Here is an 825-nt window from a genome sequence, read left to right as displayed (position 1 = left end):
CCGAAGGCGCATCCGCCGTCACCCCAATCCCAAACTCACCAATAACTCGCCCTAATCCCCTCGAACATACCGTTGACTCAACCGGGTCAACAACGTGGCTGCCACACCAATCGCCAACCACACGGGGCCCACCACAATCGCGAGAAACACCCCGTCAATAATCCCCATGCTCGCAATCATCCAGGGAATCACCGGAAAACCAAACCCGTTTCGACGACTGTTCTCCCAGCGAGCCACCACAGTCACCGCCAGGGTATAAACCGTCTGAATACCGCCCGCCAACCACACCAGCGCGGGCACCTCCCCCACCAGGGCCATCGCGGTCACCGCGTAAACCCCAAGCCGGGTCAACGCCATCAGAAACACCGTACTCCAATGCTTCTTATGCAACGCATCGTACAGAACAATCACCGACAATAGAGCCAACCCCGCCAAGGGCGCCCGATCGTCCGGCGCAAAAAACAGAAACACAAACCCCGTGGCAAACAGCCCCAACGCGATACTCAACACCTGCCGCGGTCGAACCCGCCCCGAAGGAATGGGACGATAGGGCTGATGCTGGGTATCCCAATCCCGATCACAATAATCGTTCAGCGTCATACCACCGGCATAAAAACAGGAAACGGCAAAGATCAACAAACCGATGGTGTAACTACCACCAACGGTAGCACTGACCAACACGGCAGTCGTCAGGATGTTCATCCACACCGTCGGCAGGTTACTGACCCGCCCCAGGGCTAACAGGGTTTTTACAGAAGGCATAACATTCTCAAATCGGTAGATAGATTAACGTTGGCAGCGAGGCCGTGCGTGGGGGATACCGTT

General features: G+C 56.5%; 1 protein-coding gene. It reads right to left on the bottom strand.

The annotated features are described in order from the left end of the window. Positions 1 to 51: 51 nt before the first annotated feature. Positions 52 to 762 carry a UbiA family prenyltransferase gene (locus B3187_RS02075; protein ID WP_286804402.1) on the bottom strand — a complete coding sequence of 237 codons (711 nt, stop codon included), beginning with the start codon at positions 760 to 762 and terminating at the stop codon, positions 52 to 54. Positions 763 to 825 lie beyond the last annotated feature (63 nt).

It is taken from the genome of Marinimicrobium sp. UBA4209, from assembly GCF_002381585.1.
In the GTDB taxonomy this organism is placed as follows: Bacteria; Pseudomonadota; Gammaproteobacteria; order Pseudomonadales; family Cellvibrionaceae; genus Marinimicrobium; species Marinimicrobium koreense.
Note: the sequence above shows the minus strand (reverse complement) of the source record. Positions and strands in the feature narration are given on the sequence as shown.